We start from the raw sequence: 16,068 nt of genomic DNA on the forward strand, positions 1-16,068 counted from the left end.
CGAGAGTCGAACCAGGAACGTGGATGGCCGGGACAAGCCCGGTCGTGACGATAACGCCAAGCTGAGACGATGACATCAATCCTCACCAACCTGTTCGATGGCGTTGCCTACGGCATGCTGCTGTTCGTGCTGGCTTGCGGGCTCGCGGTCACGCTCGGCTTGATGAACTTCGTCAACCTCGCCCATGGCGCCTTCGCCATGGCCGGCGGCTATGTCTGCATGGTGCTGGTCAACCGGATGGGCTGGCCATTCTTCGCTGCATTGCCGCTTGCCTTCGTCTCCTCTGCTGCGATCGGCATTGTGCTCGAGCGCACGCTGTACCGACACCTCTATGCGCGCAGCCATCTCGACCAGGTGCTGTTCACGATCGGCCTCACCTTCATGTCGGTCGCGGCCGTCGACTACATCCAGGGCTCGTCGCGGGTCTTCATCAATTTGCCGGCGGCGCTCCAGGGCCAGTTCGACGTGTTCGGCGTCGGCGTCGGCCGCTACCGGCTGATGATCATCGTGATCTGCGGGCTGCTCACCATTGCTCTCCAGATGGTGCTCGCGAAGACGCGGTTCGGCAGCCGTCTACGCGCCGCGGTCGATGATCCCCGCGCCGCGAGCGGCCTCGGCATCAACGTGCCGCAGGTGTTCGCCTTCACATTTGCTTTTGGTTGCGGCCTGGCTGGTCTCGGCGGCGCGCTGAGCGCCGAGATCCTCGGCCTCGACCCGTATTTTCCGCTGAAGTTCATGATCTACTTCCTGATCGTGGTCACCGTCGGCGGCTCGTCCTCGATCACCGGCCCGTTTCTGGCCTCGCTGCTGCTCGGCATCGGCGACGTCGCCGGCAAATATTACGTCCCGAAGATGGGACCTTTCGTGATCTACACCATGATGATCGTGATCCTGATCTGGCGTCCGAACGGCCTGTTCGGCCGCACGGCCGCGCGTTGAGTTCGCCGATGAGCGCCTCCTCCGACGTCGGCTATCACGCCCAGCGCCAGGCACGCTGGCATTATGGCGAGGCCGCTTTCTGGCTGATCGTGCTGGGCTGCGGCTTCGTATTTCCCACGCGTTATTTGATCATGACGGACATCCTGCGGCTCGCGCTGTTTGCGATGTCGCTCGATCTGATCCTCGGTTACGCCGGCATCGTCTCGCTCGGCCATGCAGCCTTCTTCGGCGCCGGTGCTTACGCGGCGGGGCTTCTCGCGCTGCATGGGATCATCAACGAGCCCGTGCTTGCGCTTGTCGTCGCAGGCCTTGTCGCGATGGTGCTCGGCTTCGCCACCAGCTTCCTGGTGATCCGAGGCGTCGACCTGACGCGGCTGATGGTGACACTCGGCATCGCGTTGTTGCTGGAGGCGCTGGCCGAACGCTTCTCCAACATCACCGGCGGCACCGACGGCCTGCAGGGTATCGAGATGCAGCCGATCTTCGGTGAGATCCCGTTCGACATGTTCGGCAAGACCGGCTTCTTCTATTCGCTCGCCGTTCTGTTCCTGTTGTTCCTGTTCGCCCGCCGCGTCGTGCATTCGCCGTTCGGGCTGTCGTTGCGGGCGATCAAGAACAATCCGCTGCGCGCGGCCGCGATCGGCATTCCCGTCAACCGCCGCCTGATTGCGATCTACACACTCGCGGCGTTCTATGCCGGCATCGCAGGCGCACTGTTCACCCAGACCACCGCGATCGCCTCGCTCGACGTGTTCGCCTTCGAGCGCTCGGCGGACCTGATGCTGGTGCTCGTGATCGGCGGCACCGGCTATCTCTATGGCGGCCTGATCGGCGCGGTGCTGTTCCGCATGCTACAGGAGTTGTTCTCCACCATCACCCCGCAATACTGGCAGTTCTGGATCGGGCTCGTGCTGGTCGTGATCGTCCTGGTCGGCCGGCAACGCCTGCATCGCTGGATGCTGTATGTGCCCAATCTGGTCATCAAGCAGATAGCCGGGCGCAAGGCCGTCGTCGCCGTGCCGGAGAGCGATGCATGACCATCGCGCTCGAAACCCAGAATCTCGAAAAGCAGTTCGGTGGTCTGCGCGTCACTCGCGACTTGTCGCTAAAAATCGAACAAGGCGCCCGCCACGCGCTGATCGGCCCGAACGGCGCCGGCAAGACCACGGTCATCAACCAGCTCACCGGCGTGCTCAAGCCGAACTCGGGCCGCATCCTGCTCGAAGGCCAGGACATCACCGATCTGCCCGTGCACAAGCGCGTGTTGCGCGGCTTGTCGCGTACCTTCCAGATCAACCAGCTCTATCCCGACCTGACCCCGCTCGAGACCATCGGTCTCGCTGTCTCCGAGCGCCTCGGCCATGGCGGTGACTGGTGGCGGCGGATGGGTACGCGCAGCGACGTCAACGGCGAGATCGCCGATCTCCTGACACGCTTCCACCTGCTTGACGTCATGAACGAGCAGACCGTGACGCTGCCTTACGGCAAGCAGCGCCTGCTCGAGATCGCGGTCGCGATCGCCGCCAAGCCGCGCGTGCTGCTGCTGGATGAGCCCGCCGCCGGCGTGCCTGAGAGCGAGCGCCATGACATTCTCGCCGTCGTTGGCAGCCTGCCGCGCGACGTCACGGTGCTGCTGATCGAGCACGACATGGACCTCGTGTTCTCCTTCGCCGACCGCATCTCTGTCCTGGTCTCCGGTGCGCTGCTCACCGAAGGACCGCCCGAGCAGGTCGCGCGCGACCCGCAGGTCAAGGCGGTCTATCTCGGCGAGGAGGCGGTCAATGTCTGACCTGCTCGCGATCGACTCGCTTCGCGCCGGCTACGGCGAGGCCGTGGTGCTGCCGAACATGTCCCTGCGTCTCTCCGAAGGCCAGGTGCTGGCACTGTTGGGGCGCAACGGCACCGGCAAGACCACGCTGATCAATTCGATCGTCGGCGTCACCCGTCGCTTCTCCGGCAATGTCCGGCTGGCCGGTAGCGACGTCACGACTTTGCGGCCGGACCAGCGGGCGCGCGCCGGGATCGGCTGGGTGCCGCAGGAGCGCAACATCTTCCGCTCGCTCACGGTGGAGGAGAACATGTCCGCAGTGGCCCAGCCCGGCCCCTGGACGGTCGAGAGGGTCTACGAGATGTTTCCGCGGCTGAAGGAGCGGCGGAGCAATTTTGGCAACCAGCTCTCCGGCGGCGAGCAGCAGATGCTGGCGATTGGTCGCGCGCTGACCCTCAATCCGAAAGTGCTTCTCCTGGACGAGCCGACCGAGGGCCTTGCCCCCATCATCGTCGAGGAGCTTTTGAAGGCGATCGGGACCATCACGCGGGCGGGCGGCATCTGCTCGATCATCGTCGAGCAGAATGCCCAAAAGATTCTGGGGCTGGCCGACCGTGTTGTGATATTGGAGCGCGGAACGATCGTCCACGACGCCCCGAGCGCCGCGCTGAAGGCCGACCCGTCGGTCCTCGAGCGCCACCTCGGCGTCGCAGGGGCGGCGGCCCACTAAAAATAACTGGGAGTAAGAAATGCAGCGAACCAAAGCCCCCTTCCGCGCCGACGAGGTCGGCAGCCTCCTGCGTCCCGCCAAGATCAAGGAAGCCCGCGCCAGGCTGGAGAAGGGCGAGATCTCGGCCGACGATCTGCGCAAGATCGAGGACATGGAGATCGAGAAGGTCGTGCATAAGCAGGCCTCGCTCGGCCTGAAGCTCGCAACCGACGGCGAATTCCGCCGCTCCTGGTGGCATTTCGACTTCCTGGCCAAGCTCACCGGCTGCGAAATGTTCCACCCCGACACCGGCATCCAGTTCGCGGGCGTCGAGACGCGGCATGACGCGGTGCGGGTGATCGGCAAGCTCGATTTCCCCGATGACCATCCGATGCTGGATCACTTCCGCTTCCTGAAGAAGGTCGCCGACCAGGCCCACGTCACCGCGAAGATGACGATCCCCTCGCCGGCGGTGCTGCACTTCCGTGGCGGCCGCAAGGCGATCTCCAAGGACGTGTATCCCGATCTCGACGCCTTCTACGAAGACCTCGGCAAGACCTACCGCAAGGCCGTGAAGGCGTTCTATGACGCCGGCTGCCGCTATCTCCAGTTCGACGACACCGTGTGGGCCTATCTCTGCTCGCCGGACGAATTGCAGAAGGCGCGCGAGCGGGGCGACAATCCCGAGGGTCTCCAGCAGATCTATGCGCGCGTCATCAACTACGCGCTGGCGGAGAAGCCCGCCGACATGGTGGTGACGACGCATGTCTGCCGCGGCAATTTCCGTTCGACCTGGATTTCTTCAGGCGGCTACGAGACGGTTGCCGAGACCATGCTCGCCGGCACCAATTACGACGGCTATTTCCTCGAATACGACAGCGACCGCGCGGGTGGCTTCGAGCCGCTGCGCTTCCTGCCCAAGGGCAACAAGGTCGTCGTGGTCGGCGTCATCACCTCGAAATTCGGTGAGCTCGAGAAGAGGGATGACATCAAGCGCCGTCTCGAGGAAGCCGCCAAGTTCGCCCCGCTGGAGCAGCTCGCACTATCGCCGCAGTGCGGTTTTGCGTCGACGGAGGAGGGCAACGTCCTCTCCGAAGAGGAACAGTGGGCCAAGCTCAGCCTCGCCGTGGAGATCGCGAAGGAAGTGTGGGGCCAATAGGGCTCCACTCGCTCACTGTCATTCCCCGCGAAGGCGGGGAATCCAGTACGCCGCGGCTCCTCGGATAATCGCTGACTTCTCGGCGTACTGGATCGCCCGGTCAAGCCGGGCGAGGGTGAGGCACACGCCCCTCACTTCTCCGCCAGATAAACCTCTCCCAGCAGCGACGAGTTCGACCACGGCACCTGCTTGCTCTTTGTGGTCGACACCACCTCCGCCCGCACACGTGTCAGCATCTGCTGCACTTCCAGGCCAGGCGTGCCGATGTGGCGGGAGAGGGCAGCGGAGAACGGCGAGTTGGCGCCTTCGCCGTCGAGCGCGACCTGGCCCGGCGCAGTGGCGAAAGCGATCAGCGTGCCGGCGCCGAGCGTCGCGCCGGCGCCCAGGCTCGTTGGGGCTGCGAGGCCCGAGGCAGCTTCGATGGCGCGGTTGGTGGCAGCTGATGCAACCTGCTGTGCCATCGGATTATTGCGGCAGGCATCGAAGATCAAAATGTTGGTGCGGACCTGGTCGTCGAGGCCGGCCATGATCGTATCCATGTCGATCATCGCGTCCGTCATCCTCGCGCCCGACTTGAGCTCGACGTCGACGGGAATGAGATAGTTGCGACCCTCGACCTGCACGCCGTGGCCGGCATAGTAGACCACCACGATTTGCGCCCGCGCCGCCTCCCGCAAGAAGTCACGCGTCATCTTTTGCATCGCCGCGCGGTCGAGATCGACGCCTTCTGACACAGTGAAGCCGATGTTGCGCAGGCTCTTCGCAACGGCGCGCGCGTCGTTGGGCGGATTGGGCAGTGCCTTGACATGCGCATAGGCGCCATTGCCGATGATCAGCGCCATGCGCGTGCCGCGCGCGGCCGGAGCAGGCGAGGGGGACGGCGCGGCACCCGTCTGCTGGGGAGCCGGTGCCTTTGCCGGCTCGCTCGTCGGTGACGGCGCATCGCGCGGGATCGGCACGCTAGCGTCGGTGACCAGCGACAGCCGCACCTTTGCCGTGGCCTGATTGGCCTTGCTGCCGGCATCGGAAGCCGTGATTGCCAGCGTCGCCTTGTAGTCGTCCCTCGCGTGCGCGTAATCGCCTTTCGCCTCATAGGCCAGCGCGCGATGGGTGTAGCCCGAGACCAGAACGCTGTTCGGCGGCGTCATAATATTGACGGGCGGTTTCTCTTTCGCGAGCCGAATCGCTTCGCTGCCGTCGGCAATCGCGCGATCGTAATCGCCTCTGACGCGCCAGATCGCGGTCCGGTTGATCAGCGGCTGCGGCAGTGTCGGGTCGAGCCGGATCGCTTGGTTGATGTCGGCCAGCGCGCCGTCGAGGTCGCCGAGCGCCTCCTTCGCGATGCCGCGGTTCTGGAACGAGAACGCCGATCTCGGGTCGGCTTTAATCGACATGTCGTAGTCGATGATCGCCTTGGCGTAGTCGCCCTTGCCGCGCCAGGCATTGCCGCGATTATGGAATATGGTACCGCTCGGCGGGCCAAGCTTCAGCGCGTCGTCGAAATCGGCAATCGCGATTTCGTACTCGCCTCTGTCGTAGTAGGCCGATCCCCTGAGATTATAGACTGCCTGGCTCGGCTGGAGCCGGATCGCTTCCGTGGCGTCGGTGATGACCTTTAGGTATTCGCCCTTCTTGTTCCAGCCCACCGCGCGCCAGAAGTAGACCGTTGCGAGCTGCTCGCCTCTGAACACCTTCAGCGCGATGATCTTGCTGCAGGCGTCGATCATCTGGTCCGCCGGCGTGGTGTCGGTGGTGCAGAGCGGCCCAAGCTGGTTGCGCACCTGCGCAAATGCGGGCGCCGACCACAGCGTTGCAGCGAGCAGGCAGAGTGCGACGAGCGGACGACGCATTGGAGATGGGTCCCATAGAGGAGAGGCGTCTGTTGGTTGCGCGGCAGGGCCTGGTGGTTCACGGCCTCGCTGTTGTGCACACGGCAACGGCGGCGAACTCCATCCCCTATTCCCCCGGTGGGCAGATTTTGCTAGGAGGCGTTACCCAATCCTTCTGCCCACTGCGTCCCACTTCATGAAGAATGACGAAATCCTGAGCCAAATCACCGAGTTCTGCCGCAAGGCCGACATGGCGGAATCGACGTTTGGCCGGCGCGCGGTGAACGATGGGAAGCTTGTGCATCGCCTGCGCGAGGGCAAGCGCATCACGATCGACACGCTGGACCGGATCCAGGCTTATATGGCCGCATCGATGGCCGGCGGCGTGCCTCCCCCGCGGGGACTTCAGGTGCCGCCGGAAAAGCGCGATCCGCGCGGCAATTTCCGCTTCTTCGAGAACCGCCAGAAATACCTGCTGTTCGTCCACACTTGCAGTGAGAAGCGGGTGGTCGCCGAGCGCGTGGCGCTGGAGCTTGCCAGCATTCATCCCCGGCCGCCGGCGCTGCGCGTGTTCGATGCCGGCGTTGGCGACGGCACGGTGCTGGCGCGCGTGCTGCGCGCGATGCACCAGCGCTTTCCGCACATGCCGTTCTATGTCGCCGGCAAGGAGCTCAGTCTCGAGGACCTCCGCCTGACGCTGGACAAGGTGCCGGATCGCATTTTCGAGCATCCGGCCTCGGTGTTCGTTTTTACCAACATGCTTTACGCGGAGGCGCCCTGGCTCACGCCGGCATCGCCCGCGGCGGCCGCCGCGACCGTCTGGCACGAGGTTCCCCTGCGGGGGGCTTCCTCGGGCGAGTTCGAGACGCAAATCGCGGAGTTGAAGCCGTTTTTGGAGCAGAACTGGCGCGCGGCGGTCAGCCCGCGCACGGGGATGCCGCTCTATGAGCGGCCTGTCGTGCTGGTGCTCTACCGCGAAGATCAGCGGTTTCTGCTCGATTCGACCATTCCACGACCGGGCCAGGCCGAGGCCAATTTCGACCTCGTTATCGCATCCCAGCCATACCGGGCGCTGTCCTCGGTCAATTTCCGGGCAAAACGGATCATAGCGCCCCTGGCGCGGGCCTTGCGGGCAGGCGGCCGCCTGATCGGTATTCACTCCCACGGCCAGGATCCGGGCATGGAGATGATCCAGGCGATCTGGCCCGGAGAAAATCCTTTCTCGGTGAGCCGTCATGAGCTATTGCGCGCGGTGAAGTATGAGCTCGGCTCGGTGGGCCGCGACCTAAATTTTAATGCCTACGCAGATAACCGCTCGATCTTCAGGTATGATATGGAAGCGCTGCCCAACGAGGTGACAGGCACTATCGGAACCTCGACGGCCTTTGCAGCCTGGAATGCGGCGGTGTATGTCGCTCAGATTGAGGACGACCGGTTGACGGAAATGACTCAAAATGGCCGCACTCTGGATGCCGCCAGGGACGTGCTGCGAAAGTATAATGGGCTCTGGTTTCTCGACGAATCCTACGTCATCTCGCGCCGGCGTGATTGACATCATTCAAAGCTAAACATCGCAAACGCCCGCCAGCTAGCGGCGGAACAAGGGGTTACTGATGCGCGCGTCCTATCTCTTCACCAGCGAGTCCGTGTCCGAAGGCCATCCGGACAAGGTGTGCGACCGGATCTCCGACGAGATCGTCGATCTGTTCTACCGCGAAGGACCGAAAGCCGGCATCGATCCCTGGCAAATTCGCGCCGCCTGCGAAACGCTTGCGACCACCAACAAGGTCGTGATCGCCGGTGAGACCCGCGGTCCCGCATCCGTCACCAACGAGCAGATCGAAGGCGTCGTGCGCGCCGCGATCAAGGACATCGGGTACGAGCAGGAAGGTTTCCACTGGCAGAAGGCCGACATCGAGATCCTTCTGCATCCGCAGTCCGCCGACATCGCGCAGGGCGTGGATGCGCTGCAGCCGGGCGAAGTCAAGGAAGAGGGCGCGGGCGACCAGGGCATCATGTTCGGCTACGCCACCAACGAGACGCCGGATCTGATGCCGGCGCCGATCTTCTACGCCCACAAGATCCTGCGTCTCATCTCCGAAGCGCGCCACTCCGGCCGCGAGAAGGTGCTGGGCCCGGACTCCAAGAGCCAGGTCACCGTGCAGTACGAGAACGGCAAGCCCGTCGGCGTGCGCGAGATCGTGGTGTCGCATCAGCATCTCGTCGAGGACATCTCGTCCAAGCAGATTCGCGACATCGTCGAGCCCTATGTGCGCGAGGCGCTGCCGAAGGACTGGATCACGGCGAAGACCATCTGGCACATCAACCCGACCGGCAAGTTCTACATCGGCGGTCCCGACGGCGATTCCGGCCTGACCGGCCGCAAGATCATCGTCGACACCTATGGTGGTGCGGCTCCGCACGGTGGCGGCGCGTTCTCCGGCAAGGATCCGACCAAGGTCGACCGCTCGGCCGCCTATGCGGCACGCTATGTCGCCAAGAACATCGTCGCGGCCGGTCTTGCGGATCGCTGCACATTGCAGCTCGCCTACGCCATCGGCGTGGCGCGTCCGCTGTCGATCTACATCGACACCCACGGCACCGGTAAGGTGTCGGAGGATCAGCTCGAGAAGGCCGCCGCCAAGGCGATGGATCTCACCCCGCGTGGCATCCGCAGCCATCTCGATCTCAACCGCCCGATCTACGCGCGCACCTCCGCCTATGGCCATTTCGGCCGTACCCCCGACAACGAGGGCGGCTTCTCCTGGGAGAAGACCGATCTCGTCGAAGCGCTCAAGCGCGCGGTCTGATTCCCGGGACGCCGCCACGGCGGCGAACCCGGTTCTTCCATCGTATCGAGATTCCGGGCTCGCCTCTCCAGGGCGGCCCGGAATGACCAATTCAACAACAGGACGCCCGCAATGAACGCGAAGCCCGGCTTCACCGATTATATCGTCAAAGACATTTCACTCGCCGATTTCGGCCGCAAGGAGCTCTCCCTCGCCGAGACCGAGATGCCCGGCCTGATGGCCACCCGCGAAGAGTATGGCCCGAAGCAGCCGCTGAAGGGCGCGCGCATCGCAGGCTCCCTGCACATGACAATCCAGACCGGCGTGCTGATCGAGACGCTGGCCGCGCTTGGCGCCGACATCCGCTGGGTCTCCTGCAACATCTATTCGACGCAGGATCACGCTGCGGCGGCGATCGCAGCCGCCGGCATTCCGGTGTTCGCCGTCAAGGGTGAGAGCCTTACCGAATACTGGGACTACACCGCCAAGCTGTTCGAGTGGCACGGCGGCGGTCACCCGAACATGATCCTCGACGACGGCGGCGACGCCACCATGTACGTCCATCTCGGCCTGCGCGCCGAGAACGGCGACACCAAGTTCCTGGACAAGCCGGCTTCGGAAGAAGAGGAAGTCTTCTTCGCCCTTCTGAAGAAGCAGCTCAAGGAGAAGCCGAAGGGCTACTTCGCCGAGATCGCCAAGAGCATCAAGGGCGTTTCCGAAGAGACCACCACGGGCGTGCATCGTCTCTATGACATGCAGAAGGCCGGCACGCTGCTATGGCCGGCCATCAACGTCAACGACAGCGTCACCAAGTCGAAGTTCGACAACCTCTATGGCTGCCGTGAATCGCTGGTCGACGGCATCCGCCGCGGCACCGACGTGATGATGTCGGGCAAGGTTGCGATGGTCGCGGGCTTCGGCGACGTCGGCAAGGGTTCGGCCGCCTCGCTGCGCCAGGCCGGCTGCCGCGTCATGGTCTCCGAAGTCGATCCGATCTGCGCGCTGCAGGCGGCGATGGAAGGCTATGAAGTCGTGACCATGGAAGACGCCGCGCCCCGTGCCGACATCTTCGTCACCGCGACCGGCAACAAGGACATCATCACGATCGAGCACATGCGCGCGATGAAGGATCGCGCCATCGTCTGCAACATCGGTCACTTCGACAACGAGATCCAGATCGCGGGTCTGCGTAACCTGAAATGGACCAACATCAAGCCGCAGGTCGACGAGATCGAATTCCCCGACAAACACCGCATCATCATGCTGTCGGAAGGCCGCCTCGTGAATCTCGGCAATGCGATGGGCCATCCGTCCTTCGTGATGTCGGCCTCCTTCACCAACCAGACGCTGGCGCAGATCGAGCTCTTCGCCAACAACAAGGACGGCAAGTACAAGAAGGAAGTCTACGTGCTGCCGAAGTCGCTCGACGAAAAGGTCGCGCGCCTGCACCTCGCCAAGATCGGCGTCAAGCTCACCGAGCTGCGCAAGGACCAGGCTGACTACATCGGCGTCAAGCAGGAAGGTCCGTACAAGTCGGACCATTATCGGTACTGATCCGCTGATCGTATCTATTTTCGACGCAAAGCCCCGGAGCGATCCGGGGCTTTGTTGTCTTGAGCGCGACGAACGCGTCTCTTCGCGGTTGTGTCAGGGCCGATTGCCAGTTGACGAGCGATGATCCCGGTCAGACAATTCCTGGCGGCGGAGGAAACAATGGCTCAAGACCATTTCGACGTGCTGATCGTCGGTGCCGGCCTGTCCGGTATTGGCGCGGGCTATCATCTCCAGACCAAATGTCCGGGCAAGAGCTACGTCATCCTCGAGGGACGCGACTGCATCGGCGGCACCTGGGACCTGTTTCGCTATCCCGGCGTCCGCTCCGACAGCGACATGTTCACGCTCGGCTATTCCTTCAAGCCGTGGACCGATCCAAAGGCAATCGCCGACGGCGCGCAAATCCTCAACTACGTTAGCGAAACCGCGGCCGAGAACGGCATCGAGAAGCACATCCGCTTCCACCATCGTGTCAAGCGTGCGGCGTGGTCGACGAGTGAGGCGCGCTGGACCGTCGAGGCCGAGCGCATCACCGGCGAGGGCGCCACCGAAACCGTGCGCTTTACCTGCAATTTCCTGTTCATGTGCTCGGGCTATTACAAATACGAGGCAGGCTACACGCCGGAGTTTCCGGGCGTCTCAGATTTCGCCGGCCGCATCGTGCATCCGCAGAAATGGACCGACGACATCGACTGCGCGGGCAAGCGCGTCGTCGTGATCGGCTCGGGCGCGACCGCGGTGACGCTGGTGCCGGAGCTCGCCAAGACGGCCGCGCAGGTCACGATGCTGCAGCGCTCACCGACCTATGTGGTGTCGCGCCCGGCACAGGATCCCGTCGCCAACAAATTGCGGCGCAATCTGCCGACGCGGCTTGCCTATCATCTGATCCGCTGGCGCAACGTGATGTGGGGGATGTTCTTCTTCCAGCTCAGTCGGCGCCGCCCTGCGAAGGTGAAGGAGCTAGTTCTCAAGGGCGTGCAGATGGCGCTCGGCCCCGACTACGACGTCGCGACCCATTTCACGCCGCGCTACAATCCGTGGGACCAGCGGCTCTGCCTCGTGCCGGATGGCGACCTGTTCAAGGCGATTCGCGAGCAGCGCGCCTCCGTGGTGACCAAAGAGATCGACATGTTCACCCAGGGCGGTATCCGCCTGAAGGACGGCAGCGAGCTTGCGGCGGACATCATCGTGACCGCGACGGGACTGGTGCTCCAGGTCGTCGGCGGTCTCGACATCAGTGTCGACGGCCGCACCGTCGATTTCGCCAATACGCTGACCTACAAAGGCATGATGTATGCCGAGGTGCCCAACATGGCCTCCGCCTTCGGCTATACCAACGCATCATGGACACTGAAATGCGACCTCACCTGCGAATATGTCTGCCGCCTGATCAACTACATGGACCGGCACAATTTCCGGCAGTGCATGCCGCACAATGACGATCCCTCGATTACCGCGCAGCCGTCGCTCGACTTCACCTCGGGTTATGTGCAGCGCTCAGTCGCAAAGATGCCGAAGCAAGGCTCGAAGCAGCCGTGGCGGCTCTACCAGAACTACGCGCTCGACATCGTCTCCTTGCGGTTCGGCCGGATCGACGACGGCGTGATGCAATATTCCTGATCGCGACGACCTCGGCGTTCTAAGCCTTACGGGTGGTAAGCGGCAGGGCAAAATCAATCGCGAGTGCGAGCACCACGGCGCCACCGCCCAGCGCGAACAGGACGAGATAATCGCCGCCGGTCTGCGCGTAGATCCAGGAGAAGCCGTAGGCCGCGGCCGCCTGGAACAGCGCAAAGCTGGTCGTGGCATGGCTCCACGTCCTGCGCTGCTGCTCGGCAGAATGGGGGACCAGCTCATGGATACGTCCGAGCACGAGCGGTACGATGCCGGGTGTGAAGCCGCCGACCACCACGCTCGACACGATCAGCGAGAGAGGCGCGGTACTGACGGTCGGGAGCAACACGGCGGCCGCTTCGATCAGGAAGGCGGCGCGTAGCGCGGGTCCAAACCCGGCGCGATCGCCGAGGTGACCGGTGACCAGGGGGCCGACGATTGCGCCAAGGCCGTAGAGCACCCAGTAGTGCGATCCCGCGGCAATACCCTGGCCGAGGCCGCGCGCGACGAAATCGACGATGAAGACCATGTGCGGCACCAGCGCCACCGCGTTGAGGCCGTATTGGACGAGCAAGCCGCGAACGGCGGGCGAAGCGTGCTTCGCCCGCTGCGATGACACGGTATCGGTCTTGGCCTCGGCAGGCCAGTTCCACCAGCTCACCAGCGTGAGCGTGCCAGAGACCACGCCAAGACCATACCAACTCTGTTGCAAGCCTTGCTGCAGCAATAGCGGCACCAGCGTGCCCGATGCGGCGACACCGAGCCCGACACCGGCAAAGATCACGCCGCCGACCATGCCGCGCTTTGCGGCCGAGGTATGGGGCAGAATGACGGAGGCCGCCAGTACCATGATGATTCCGCCGGCGAGCCCCGACAGGAAGCGCCAGGCGAAGAACCAGGTGAACGACACCGGGGTTGAGCTGGCAAAAAAGGAGAGGGTCGCGAGCAACATCATCGCCCGCAAGGTGCGAACGGCGCCGATGCGCGCGGCCACGGTCCGCGCCGCGAGCGCGCCGGCGAGATAGCCGGCCAGGTTCGCTGCACCGAGATAGACGACGTCGGACGCGCCGAACCATTTTGCGGCGATCAGGGCCGGGATCAGCGGCGTATAGGAAAAGCGCGCGAGGCCGAGTCCGACCAGCGATGCTGACAATCCGGCTACCGCATATCGCCAGGTTTGCTGTGAAGAAATCTCTGATGTCGAACCCGACCGCTGATGCGGTCGGGGATGAACTTGCAGCTTGGCATCTGCGTCTGTCATGTCGTCCTCGTGCGCGCGAAGGCGCTAGCGTTCAGTGGCCGGCGCTCTGGCCGCCGTCGACATGCAGGATTTCGCCGGTGACGAAGGAGGCGCCATCGAGATAGAGCACGGCATCGACGATGTCGGACATCTCGCCCATATGGCCGACGGGATGCAGCCCATCGAGCTGGGCGTGCGTCGCGACGGGATGCATCGGCGACTTGATGATGCCGGGCGACACCGCGTTGACGCGGATACCGCGCTTGGCATATTCGATCGCGAGCGACTTGGTCGCGGCGCTCAACCCGCCCTTGCTCAGCGAGGCCAGCACCGAGGGCACGTTCGAATTGGCCTGGTCGACCAGCGTGGTTGTGATCTGGACGACGTGCCCGGACCCCTGCTTCTCCATCTCGGCGATGGCAAGCTGCGTGACGTGGAAGAAGCCCGCGACGTTGGTGCCCATCACCGCCGCATAGTCCTCCGCCGTGTACTGCGTGAACGGTTTTGCGACGAAGATGCCGGCGTTGTTGACCAGCGTGTCGACGCGGCCGAAGCGGGCGACGGCTTGCGAGACCACCCGCTCGGCGGTGCTCCGGTCGGCGATGTCGCCGGCAATGGCGAGGACATCGTCATCGCCCGACGGCTTGATGGAGCGCGCTGTCGCGACGACGCGATAGTTTCGATCGCGAAAACCCTGGACTAGGGCCGCACCGATGCCCTGCGAGGCACCGGTGATGATGGCAACCTTCTGTTCGATACCCATGATGGACTCCCGTTGTTGGCTTTCAGAACCTGCGCCAGCAGCGGCTGGCTTGGCGGGTGAAGTACGCCGTGTTGGGCCGGCTGCGAATACGCGCTGTCCGGCAGACACTCTTTCGCAGCGCGAACGAATGCCGGACCGGCGCCGCCGGTGGTTGTCGCAGCAGGAGCGAACGCCTAGCTTCCAGTGTGACCTCGATGGGCTGGCGGGAAACGTATGGATCGTCTGGATGCGATGAAGGTGTTTGTCCTTGCGGTGGACGAGGGCAGCCTTGCCGCTGCGGGCCGCAAGCTCGGCCGTTCGCCGGCGGCGGTGAGCCGCGCCATTGCTTTCCTGGAGCAGCGGGTCGGTGCCGAGCTGCTGCACCGGACCACACGCTCCATCAAGCTGAGCGAGGAGGGCGAGCACTATGTCGCGGTCTGTCGGCGCGTGCTCACCGAATTGGAGGAGGCCGACGACATCGCGGCCGGGCCGCGCACGGCGCCCCGCGGCTTGCTCACGATCACTGCCCCGGTGGTGTCGGGTGAGATGGTGCTGCGGCCGATCCTCGATGCGTTTCTCGATGCCTATCCGACCGTGTCGGCAAAACTCCTGCTGTTCGATCGCGCGGTCAATCTGATCGAGGAGGGGGTCGACGTCGCGCTCCGCATCGGCCATCTCGCGGATTCAGCGATGGTCGCGATGCGGGTCGGCGAGATCAGCCGCGTCGTGGTGGCATCACCACGCTATCTGAAGCAGCACCCGCGCATCACCGAGCCCGGCGATCTCGCCAAGCACCAGATCGTCGCGATGGCCCACCTTCCCAATTCGTGGACCTTTGCGCCGCAGGTCGGCTCGTCGGCTGCCCGCACGGTGCAGTTCACGCCGCGGCTCGTCGTCAACAGCACCTATGCAGCGGTGGCCTCGGCCGTCGCCGGCCGCGGTGTGGCGCGAATGTATTCGTACCAGGTGGGTGAGCAGGTCGCGCGCGGCGAGCTCGAGATCGTGCTGCCCGGCGACGAGGATCCCGAGATGCCCGCGCATTTGATCTGTCCGCAGGGCCGGCTCTCGGTGCCGAAGGTGCGGACCTTCACGGACTTTGCGGTGCCGCGGCTGAAGAAGCAGTTTGCTCAGCTCAAGAACAGCATCACTGCGCGGTGAGCCGCTGCGCGCACGGGCAATGCGTTGTTTTGCGTATACGGCCGCTAGGCTGAATCAGCCATGCTGCCCGAACAGTTAACGTCGGATTAACCGCGGAGTCCTAGCCTGTCTCGGCCGGGGGTACTTGCAAGGCCGAGGTGAGCCCAATGGAAGCCCAGAGAATCGCGGTCGACGCCGTCGTCGCGTTGACCGATTGCGACCGCGACGCCGTCATCGCGTTCATCCGCCGCCTCTATCTCGCCGGCGTCACCGACCCCAAGCGCCTGACCTTCAAGGGTCTCCAGGCCCTGTCACGGGCGTGACCAGGGCCGCGTACAATCAATTACTGAACGGTCGGATCGTTGATCCGGATTGACGTGACACGGTCCGCCTGCACTTCGAATGAGAAGGGCCATGGGTGATAGGTCCAGAGATCGGTCTTCTCTAGCCCGCTCGGCCCGACATGGAAGGGGCCGCCGAACTGCGCCATCAGCTTCTCAGTGCTGTCGCCGAGATTGATGTGGTTGAAGCTGTAGCCCGAGGGCGGGTGCCGGCCCGCTGACCTGAAGCGCGGCCTCATCGTGCTGT

15 protein-coding genes are annotated in these 16,068 nt (G+C 64.0%); 11 read left to right on the forward strand and 4 right to left on the reverse strand.

Annotated elements, in window-relative coordinates:
• Positions 1-69 precede the first annotated feature (69 nt).
• From IVB47_RS07110 to IVB47_RS07130, 5 genes are read left to right on the forward strand one after another with little or no spacing between them, the layout of a single operon-like run.
• Complete coding sequence (locus tag IVB47_RS07110) at positions 70-939, forward strand: branched-chain amino acid ABC transporter permease (RefSeq protein WP_027566805.1); 870 nt, start codon at positions 70-72, stop codon at positions 937-939.
• Between the two features lie 8 nt (positions 940-947).
• Positions 948-1,976, forward strand: a complete 1,029-nt coding sequence (locus IVB47_RS07115; protein WP_027566806.1) for a branched-chain amino acid ABC transporter permease — start codon at positions 948-950, stop codon at positions 1,974-1,976.
• Positions 1,973-2,728 carry an ABC transporter ATP-binding protein gene (locus tag IVB47_RS07120; RefSeq protein ID WP_007612502.1) on the forward strand — a complete coding sequence of 252 codons (756 nt, stop codon included), beginning with the start codon at positions 1,973-1,975 and terminating at the stop codon, positions 2,726-2,728. The genes IVB47_RS07115 and IVB47_RS07120 overlap by 4 nt, the downstream gene beginning before the upstream one ends.
• Entirely contained in the window at positions 2,721-3,437 is a 717-nt protein-coding gene (locus tag IVB47_RS07125; RefSeq protein ID WP_027566808.1) for an ABC transporter ATP-binding protein, read from the forward strand. The genes IVB47_RS07120 and IVB47_RS07125 overlap by 8 nt, the downstream gene beginning before the upstream one ends.
• A 19-nt stretch (positions 3,438-3,456) precedes the next feature.
• On the forward strand, positions 3,457-4,575 hold the full coding sequence (locus IVB47_RS07130) for a cobalamin-independent methionine synthase II family protein (protein WP_247460700.1): 1,119 nt from the start codon (positions 3,457-3,459) through the stop codon (positions 4,573-4,575).
• A 131-nt stretch (positions 4,576-4,706) separates the two neighbouring features.
• Here the strand turns inward: IVB47_RS07130 and IVB47_RS07135 are convergent, their stop codons facing one another.
• Complete coding sequence (locus IVB47_RS07135) at positions 4,707-6,425, reverse strand: caspase family protein (RefSeq protein ID WP_247460702.1); 1,719 nt, start codon at positions 6,423-6,425, stop codon at positions 4,707-4,709.
• A 175-nt stretch (positions 6,426-6,600) separates the two neighbouring features.
• On the opposite strand from IVB47_RS07135, the gene IVB47_RS07140 reads away from it, so the two are divergent.
• The 4 genes from IVB47_RS07140 to IVB47_RS07155 all read left to right on the forward strand — a co-directional run bounded on the left by IVB47_RS07140 (position 6,601) and on the right by IVB47_RS07155 (position 12,367).
• On the forward strand, positions 6,601-7,956 hold the full coding sequence (locus IVB47_RS07140; protein WP_027519010.1) for a hypothetical protein: 1,356 nt from the start codon (positions 6,601-6,603) through the stop codon (positions 7,954-7,956).
• Positions 7,957-8,017: 61 nt separating this feature from the next.
• Positions 8,018-9,214, forward strand: a complete 1,197-nt coding sequence (metK, locus tag IVB47_RS07145; RefSeq protein WP_247290184.1) for a methionine adenosyltransferase — start codon at positions 8,018-8,020, stop codon at positions 9,212-9,214.
• A gap of 111 nt (positions 9,215-9,325) precedes the next feature.
• Positions 9,326-10,747 (forward strand): adenosylhomocysteinase, encoded by a 1,422-nt coding sequence (gene ahcY, locus IVB47_RS07150; RefSeq protein ID WP_247460704.1) that lies wholly within the window; start codon positions 9,326-9,328, stop codon positions 10,745-10,747.
• 159 nt (positions 10,748-10,906) lie between these two features.
• A complete protein-coding gene (locus tag IVB47_RS07155) occupies positions 10,907-12,367 on the forward strand; it encodes an NAD(P)/FAD-dependent oxidoreductase (RefSeq protein ID WP_247460707.1) in 1,461 nt (486 codons plus the stop codon).
• A gap of 19 nt (positions 12,368-12,386) precedes the next feature.
• On the opposite strand, the gene IVB47_RS07160 is transcribed toward IVB47_RS07155, so the two are convergent.
• Together IVB47_RS07160 and IVB47_RS07165 are read right to left on the reverse strand one after the other, a co-directional pair.
• Positions 12,387-13,622 carry a YbfB/YjiJ family MFS transporter gene (locus IVB47_RS07160; RefSeq protein WP_247460709.1) on the reverse strand — a complete coding sequence of 412 codons (1,236 nt, stop codon included), beginning with the start codon at positions 13,620-13,622 and terminating at the stop codon, positions 12,387-12,389.
• Positions 13,623-13,653: 31 nt separating this feature from the next.
• Entirely contained in the window at positions 13,654-14,364 is a 711-nt protein-coding gene (locus IVB47_RS07165; protein WP_247460711.1) for an SDR family oxidoreductase, read from the reverse strand.
• Positions 14,365-14,577: 213 nt separating this feature from the next.
• On the opposite strand from IVB47_RS07165, the gene IVB47_RS07170 reads away from it, so the two are divergent.
• Together IVB47_RS07170 and IVB47_RS07175 are read left to right on the forward strand one after the other, a co-directional pair.
• Positions 14,578-15,501, forward strand: coding sequence for a LysR family transcriptional regulator (locus tag IVB47_RS07170; RefSeq protein WP_247460713.1), 924 nt, complete (start codon positions 14,578-14,580; stop codon positions 15,499-15,501).
• Positions 15,502-15,647: 146 nt separating this feature from the next.
• Positions 15,648-15,803 carry a hypothetical protein gene (locus IVB47_RS07175; RefSeq protein WP_007612486.1) on the forward strand — a complete coding sequence of 52 codons (156 nt, stop codon included), beginning with the start codon at positions 15,648-15,650 and terminating at the stop codon, positions 15,801-15,803.
• Positions 15,804-15,823: 20 nt separating this feature from the next.
• Here the strand turns inward: IVB47_RS07175 and IVB47_RS07180 are convergent, their stop codons facing one another.
• Complete coding sequence (locus IVB47_RS07180; RefSeq protein ID WP_247460715.1) at positions 15,824-16,060, reverse strand: hypothetical protein; 237 nt, start codon at positions 16,058-16,060, stop codon at positions 15,824-15,826.
• Between the last annotated feature and the right edge of the window lie 8 nt (positions 16,061-16,068).

Source organism: Bradyrhizobium sp. 62 (assembly GCF_023073035.1).
In the GTDB taxonomy this organism is placed as follows: Bacteria; Pseudomonadota; Alphaproteobacteria; order Rhizobiales; family Xanthobacteraceae; genus Bradyrhizobium.